At 61.4% G+C, this 6,293-nt stretch carries 6 protein-coding genes; 3 read left to right on the top strand and 3 right to left on the bottom strand.

Features of this window, described 5'->3' with window-relative positions:
- On the bottom strand, positions 1-920 hold a 920-nt coding region (locus tag ACOQFS_RS08815; RefSeq protein WP_421562518.1), incomplete at its 3' end, for an IS5 family transposase.
- Positions 921-972: 52 nt separating this feature from the next.
- On the opposite strand from ACOQFS_RS08815, the gene ACOQFS_RS08810 reads away from it, so the two are divergent.
- On the top strand, positions 973-1,398 hold the full coding sequence (locus ACOQFS_RS08810; protein ID WP_421562516.1) for a hypothetical protein: 426 nt from the start codon (positions 973-975) through the stop codon (positions 1,396-1,398).
- Positions 1,399-1,478: 80 nt separating this feature from the next.
- Positions 1,479-1,838 (top strand): hypothetical protein, encoded by a 360-nt coding sequence (locus ACOQFS_RS08805; RefSeq protein WP_421562515.1) that lies wholly within the window; start codon positions 1,479-1,481, stop codon positions 1,836-1,838.
- A 604-nt stretch (positions 1,839-2,442) separates the two neighbouring features.
- Here ACOQFS_RS08805 and ACOQFS_RS08800 read toward each other — a convergent pair.
- Together ACOQFS_RS08800 and ACOQFS_RS08795 are read right to left on the bottom strand one after the other, a co-directional pair.
- Entirely contained in the window at positions 2,443-4,251 is a 1,809-nt protein-coding gene (locus tag ACOQFS_RS08800) for a bifunctional diguanylate cyclase/phosphodiesterase (RefSeq protein WP_421562514.1), read from the bottom strand.
- 89 nt (positions 4,252-4,340) lie between these two features.
- Positions 4,341-4,997: a TetR/AcrR family transcriptional regulator gene (locus tag ACOQFS_RS08795; protein WP_421562513.1), complete on the bottom strand. Its 657-nt coding sequence runs from the start codon at positions 4,995-4,997 to the stop codon at positions 4,341-4,343.
- Positions 4,998-5,124: 127 nt separating this feature from the next.
- Between ACOQFS_RS08795 and ACOQFS_RS08790 the strand changes: the two genes are divergently transcribed.
- Entirely contained in the window at positions 5,125-6,231 is a 1,107-nt protein-coding gene (locus ACOQFS_RS08790) for an MBL fold metallo-hydrolase (protein WP_421562517.1), read from the top strand.
- The last annotated feature ends 62 nt before the right edge of the window (positions 6,232-6,293 follow it).

The raw sequence follows: 6,293 nt of genomic DNA, 5'->3' as shown, positions 1-6,293 counted from the left end.
TTGGACAGCGCAAACAGCGTCTTGAGCTGCAGCGTGTTCTTCTTCAGCCCCCGGTAGCGCACCTTGGTGTATCCAAACTGCCGCTTGATCACCCGGAAGGGATGCTCCACCTTGGCCCGGATGCTCGCCTTGATCTTTTCCACTTGGTCTATGAGCGCGTCTATGGGGTCGTTTTCTTTGTCCAGCTCTTTGCGCTTGCCCGGGCGCATCGCCACATGCCAGGTGACATCCTTCTTGGCATCCGGGCGCTTGTGCGCGCCTTGGTAGCCAGCATCACCAAAGACGTCCGTCTCCTCGCCATGGAGCAAGCTGTTGCCTTCAGTGACGTCGGCTACGTTGCCCGAGGTGCCTATGACGGTGTGCACCAACCCTGAGTCCGCGTCCACGCCAATGTGGGCCTTCATGCCAAAGTGCCACTCATTGCCCTTTTGGCTGGAGTGCATCTCTGGGTCGCGCTTTCTGTCTTTGTTCTTGGTGGAGCTGGGCGCTGCGATCAAGGTGGCATCGACTGCTGTGCCCGCCTTGAGCAGCAAGCCCTGGGCTGCCAGTAGGTCGTTGACCGTGGCCAGAATCTGTTCGGCCAACTTGTGTTTCTCCAACCGATGGCGGAACCTCAGGATGGTGCTCTCGTCGGGCATTCGCCCATGGGCATCCAGGCCTGCAAACTCCCGGTAGACCGGGGTGTCAAAGAAGGCTTCTTCCATCGCCAGATCCGACAGGGTGAACCACTGCTGCATGCAATGGATGCGCAGCATGGTTTCCAGGGCAAAGGGTGGGCGACCGTTTTTGCCTTCCGGGTAGTACGGAGCTATCAGCTCTACCAAGGCAGCCCAGGGAACCACCCGATCCATCTGGGCCAGCAGCTCTTGCTTGCGGGTCTTCTTGGTGCTCAGGTTCAGGTCAAGGCTGCTTTGCTTCATGCCTGCGAGGATGCCATGACTGAGCTGCATCTATCAGGCTGCTCGCGGGGTTTTGCAGGATTTCCTTAATAACAAAATATACCCCATTAATCCCTTGGGATACTATGATTCTCTTGGGCTATTGGGGCAGTGCGCAGACGGAAATTGTGGTGCGAATGGCGAATCGCTTGTGGATTCGGCTTGGAAAAAAATTAAGGGAGCTTTTCCCAGCTCGAAAGAAGGTTGGGCGGATTATTTGGGAAAGCAGGCGGATATTTTTGGGGTGGTATCTGTTGGTATGGCATCTAGTGCTGTACTGGCGCCCGCAGCCCCGGTGGCCGCAGTCATAGGATCCGCGGCAGATGCCGGCGCCAAGATGCTAAAACCGCCGGCGAACATAGTTCATGCAACTGATACGGTACTTGATATTGCAGGAGCGGGTGCCCCTGGTGGATTCTTTAAAGATGCTGGGCTGACTGCATTAAAGAAGGTGATATAGATTGGCTCAGAGATGAAAGAAGCGAGTTCACCGAGGCCGTTCGTACCTAGCGCGCAATCTTGTAAAAAATCAGACTATCAATGATTATGATCTCTGCAGACGAAATTCACGAATCAGTAATCGAGGGGCGTTACTATTATTTTTTATTGCTAATGCTGCTGATTGCGTTGAATTGGGGGCTTGATTTCTCTCGGATGACTGTTGTCATCGTGGTGTCCCTGTCGTTGATGGTCGTTCTCTTGGCAAATAGGTTGATTTCTTCATTTGGCATTGGTTGGGTGGCCATTGTTCAAATGGTGTCAATCGTTGGAATGATCGGAGTATATGATTATTTTTCTTCCGAGCATGATAGGTTAAATTTTGCTTTGAACTTTGCTGCTGGATTTTCTTGTGCCTTATCCTGCTATGGAAGTTACTTCGCAATGCTAGATAAAAGGTGATCCCATTTCGATGGTAGCTTGTCGGTGGTGGGTTCTCGCAGTGATGTGACTATGACTGGGAGAGCATCGGTCCGGGCGTTCACAAAGCTTCCCTGCAATCAACTTGCATCGAATGCTACAGCGGGGGCGCTATACAGAAATGCTGCTGGAGCATTTGCGGGGCAAATAGATCCAAGGGCTGTTGAAGCCAAGAGTGTTTGTTGTGGCAATCCTTTTAAATAATACTAAATATGGCCGATGGATTATATTTGGCTTGCTTTTTTTGGGCTGCTTTTGGGATTTGTTGGTTCGGCGGTATTTTCCTTTTCAAAGGCGGAAGTTTCAATTAAAGAAAGGAGGTGTGCAAGGCTGAAATTCTTGATGAATCCGGTTTCTTCAATGTTGGGTGTCTTGTTATTTGTAGTGAAATTATTATTGCCCTGTTCGTCTTTGCGGTTCCGGACTTGATATTTTCGTACATGCCGTTTCGCTCACGGCAGGAAATGAATATTTACGGAATTTTCATGGGCATCGGGCTTGTTGCCGGATATTTTGCTCGTTGGTTTTTTCGGCGATTATTTGATTAATTTCGCACCGGTTGCAAAGCGAGTGCGATGGCCAAGTCTTACCTGACCGCCGTGTTCGCTGCCAACCACTCCCCCGCCACCCCTCCCTCCATTGGCACCGCCACCACATGCCCCTGGATCTGGTCGCACCCCAAACCCCGCAGTAGTTCAACCTGCGCCTGCGTTTCCACCCCTTCTGCCACGGTCTTCAGTTGCAGGCTGCGGCCCATCTGGATGACGGCGGTGACGATGGCCACGTCGTCGGCGTTGCCGGGGGTGTCCATCACGAATGACCGGTCGATCTTCAGCTTGTCGATGGGGTAGCGCTTGAGGTAGGCCAGCGATGAATAGCCCGTCCCGAAGTCGTCCACCGAGATGCCCACGCCCAGCGCCTTGAGGGCGTTCAGCGTGTCCAGGGCCTGGCCGGTCTGGTGCATCAGCACGGACTCGGTCAGTTCGATCTCCAGGTATTGCGGTGCCAGGCCGGTGGTGCGTAGCACAGCGGCGATCTCGGCGGCGACGTCGCGCTGGCGGAACTCCAGGGCGGAGAGGTTGACGGCCACGGGCACCATGGCCAGGCCCTCGGCCTGCCAGGCCTTGAGCTGGCGGCAGGCCTCGCGCAGTACCCAGCGGCCAATGGGGGTGATCAGGCCGCGTGACTCTGCAAAGGTGATGAATTCGTCCGGCCCGATCAGGCCGCGCTCGGGGTGGCGCCATCGCACCAGCGCTTCCAGGCCTTGGAGGGCGCCGTCGGACAGGCGGACCTGCGGCTGGTAGTGCAGTTCGAACGCGCCGTCGGCGATGGCTTCGCGCAGCAGGCGTTCATGGCGCAGCACGTCCAGGGCACTCGCGTCCATGCTGGGGTCGTAGAACTGCCGGTTGCCGCGGCCGCTTTCCTTGGCGTGGTGCATGGCGGCGTCGGCGCAGCGCAGCAGCTGCGCCGCGTTGTGGCCGTGTTCGGGGTACAGCGCAATGCCGATCGACGGGGATATGATGATGGGCAACTGGTCGATGGTGAAAACGCCGTGCATCGCGCCCAGCAGCTTGTCGGTCACCACCGCCGCGTCTTCCGGGCTTCCCACATCCGTGAGAACCACCACGAACTCGTCGCCGCCCAGGCGCGCGGCCAGGTCGTCCGCGCGCAGCACGCCTTGCAGGCGCTGGGCCACGGCCACCAGAAACTGGTCGCCGGCCTCGTGGCCGTAGGTGTCGTTGATGCTCTTGAACCCGTCCAGGTCGATGAAGGCCACCTGCACGGCCAGGTTCAGGCGCCAGCCCTGCGCCAGCATGCGCTGCAGCGCGCTGGTGAGGGCGCGGCGGTTGGGCAGGCCCGTCAGCTGGTCGGTGGCGGCCACGCTGGCCAGCTGTTCGTTGGCAGCCAGCAACTGGTGAATGAGCTGCTCGCGCTCGACCTGCTGGCCGATGAGGAACGCGAACAGCGTGAGGATGCGGTCGGCCTGGGGTGCCTTGGGCCGCGACTCGGAGCTGGCCGCGCACAGCGTGCCGAACAACGCCCCGTTGCCCATCCGCACCGGCTTGCTCACATAGGTGCGAATGCCCAGCGCCTGCGCCGCCTCGGAATCGCCCCAGCAGCCGGGCACGTCGTCGGTGTAGGTGCGCCCTTCCTCCAGCGCACGCTTGCACAGGGTGTCGTTCCAGGGCACAGAGAGGCCTTCGGGGATCTGCATGGCGCTGGAATTGCGCGCATACAGCACATGCTGCAGCCCTGCCGCCTCGTCGATGGCGGTGAGGTAGGTGGATTCGAGGCCGGTGACGGCCTCCAGCATCTCCAGCAGCGGCCGGGTCAGGTCTTCCACCGTTTGTGCGGAGGAGACCGAGGCCGACAGTTGCTCAAGCAGATCACTCATGGTGATGGAATTATCTGGCGCGGCAGTGCATGCGCCATCGGTAGTCGCCCGCGCCCAAGGGTGTTTCGCGCTTTCGGGGCACCGCCCCGTCAAGCCGGGGGCCGAACCGCGTAGAAGCCCAAAAACATGTCCACCGCGTCGCACAGCACGCGCTGCTGCTCGTCGGCCGGCAGCGGCGGCTGGCCCAGCGCCAGCTGCGGCCAGAAGGCAAACGACTTGACCAGCCCGTGCAGCTGGTGCGCGGCGTAGTGCGCGTCCACCCCGGTGCGCAGTGCCCCGGCCTGCTGGGCGGCCCGGATCCAGCGCGGCAGGCCCTCTTCCTTCTCGGCCAGGCGCGCCACCAGCGCCTGCGCGCGTTCGGGCGTGTGCATCATCTCGGCGATGGCCACGCGCGAGAGATCGATGAAGCTGCCGTCGCCCAGCAGCGCCATCTTGTGCTCCATCACCGCCAGCAGCTGGGCGCGCAGCGGGCGGGCTGGGTCAAAGGCGATCTCGGCCTCGGCATGGCTCTGGTCCCACAGGCGCCACAAAATGGCCTCGAACAGCTCGTCCTTGCTCGGGAAGTGGTTGTACACCGTGCGTTTGGACACCTCGGCCGCTGCGGCCACGCGGTCCATGCTGGTGCCGTTGAAGCCGTGCTCGCGAAACTCCGCAATCGCCGCCTGCACGATGGCGTCGCGCTTGCGGTCGGTGAGCCGGACGGGGGGTGTCGGGGGGGTGGCGGGTGCGCTGGCGGCCTCGGTCATGCGCCAATTTTACACCGGGGAGTTTACTTTTTTGAAAAGTGAACTACACTGTGCAGTGTAATTTCGGATCTCACCCATGTTCCGCCCCACACCCCGCCTCCTCGTTGTCATCACCCTCGTCATCGCCATGGCCTACAGCATCCTTTCCTGCACCACCTTGCCGGCCAACACGGCCCACCAACAATCGCCCCAGTTTTCGGACGGCAAGTTCCGCAACGCCGCGCCGCGCGAGGCACCGGGGCTTGGCAAGACCCTGGGCATCCTGTGGCGCTTCATGACGCAAAAGCCCGCCGACGCGGTGCCTGACCAGCCGCCGCAGGTGATGCCGCTCACACCGGCAGACCTGCACGCCGCGCCCGACCTGAGCCTGTGGCGCCTGGGGCACTCCACGCTGCTGCTCAAGCTGCAGGGCGGCTTTTGGTTGACCGACCCGGTGTTTTCCGAGCGCGCCTCGCCGTTTTCCTTCATGGGCCCCAAGCGCTTCCACGCGCCGCCCATCGCCATCGACGAGCTGCCGCCCATCACCGGTGTGATCCTGTCGCACGACCACTACGACCACCTGGACCACGACGCCATCCAGCAGCTGGCGCCCAAGGTGCAGCACTTCGTCACCCCACTGGGCGTGGGCGACCGGCTGATCGCCTGGGGCGTGCCGGCGGCCAAGGTGCAGCAGTTCGACTGGTGGCAGGGCACAACACTCGACGGCGTGCGGCTGGTGGCCACGCCCGCCCAGCATTTCTCGGGCCGCGGCCTGCAGGACGGCAACCGCACGCTGTGGGCCTCGTGGGTGATCCAGGCCGGGGACGCGCGCATCTTCTTCAGCGGCGACACGGGCTACTTCGACGGCTTCAAGGCCATTGGCGAGCGCTTCGGCCCGTTCGACCTCACCCTGATCGAAACCGGCGCCTACGACGCTCAGTGGCCCGATGTGCACATGCAGCCCGAGCAAAGCCTGCAGGCGCATCTGGACGTGAAGGGGCGCCACCTGCTGCCCATCCACAACGGTACCTTCGACCTGGCGCTGCATGCCTGGACGGACCCTTTCGAGCGCATCACCGCGCTGGCCGACACCGCCGGCGTGCCGCTGGTGGCGCCGGTGATGGGCGAGCGGCTGGACATCCGCGCGCCGGAACGGGCCACGCCCTGGTGGCGCAAGGTGCAACCGACGAGGGCAGGTTCGCCGTCAACCGGACGCAGTGCTGCCCTGGCCCCGCAGTCGGATGCCAATGGTTGAGTCGGCCTCGTTGCACCTCAACATCCGTTCGGGCTGAGCCTGTCGAAGCCCTGCGCGGCGCT

The organism is Paracidovorax sp. MALMAid1276 (genome assembly GCF_049198005.1).
In the GTDB taxonomy this organism is placed as follows: domain Bacteria; phylum Pseudomonadota; class Gammaproteobacteria; order Burkholderiales; family Burkholderiaceae_C; genus Acidovorax.
This window is presented reverse-complemented; position numbering and strand designations above follow the sequence as displayed.

Bases quoted from the DNA above. Each gene is read 5' to 3' on its own strand.
- ACOQFS_RS08805 (WP_421562515.1), top strand. From the start codon at position 1,479: ATGATTATGATCTCTGCAGACGAAATTCACGAATCAGTAATCGAGGGG.
- ACOQFS_RS08800 (WP_421562514.1), bottom strand. From the start codon at position 4,251: ATGAGTGATCTGCTTGAGCAACTGTCGGCCTCGGTCTCCTCCGCACAA.
- ACOQFS_RS08795 (WP_421562513.1), bottom strand. From the start codon at position 4,997: ATGACCGAGGCCGCCAGCGCACCCGCCACCCCCCCGACACCCCCCGTC.
- ACOQFS_RS08790 (WP_421562517.1), top strand. From the start codon at position 5,125: ATGGCCTACAGCATCCTTTCCTGCACCACCTTGCCGGCCAACACGGCC.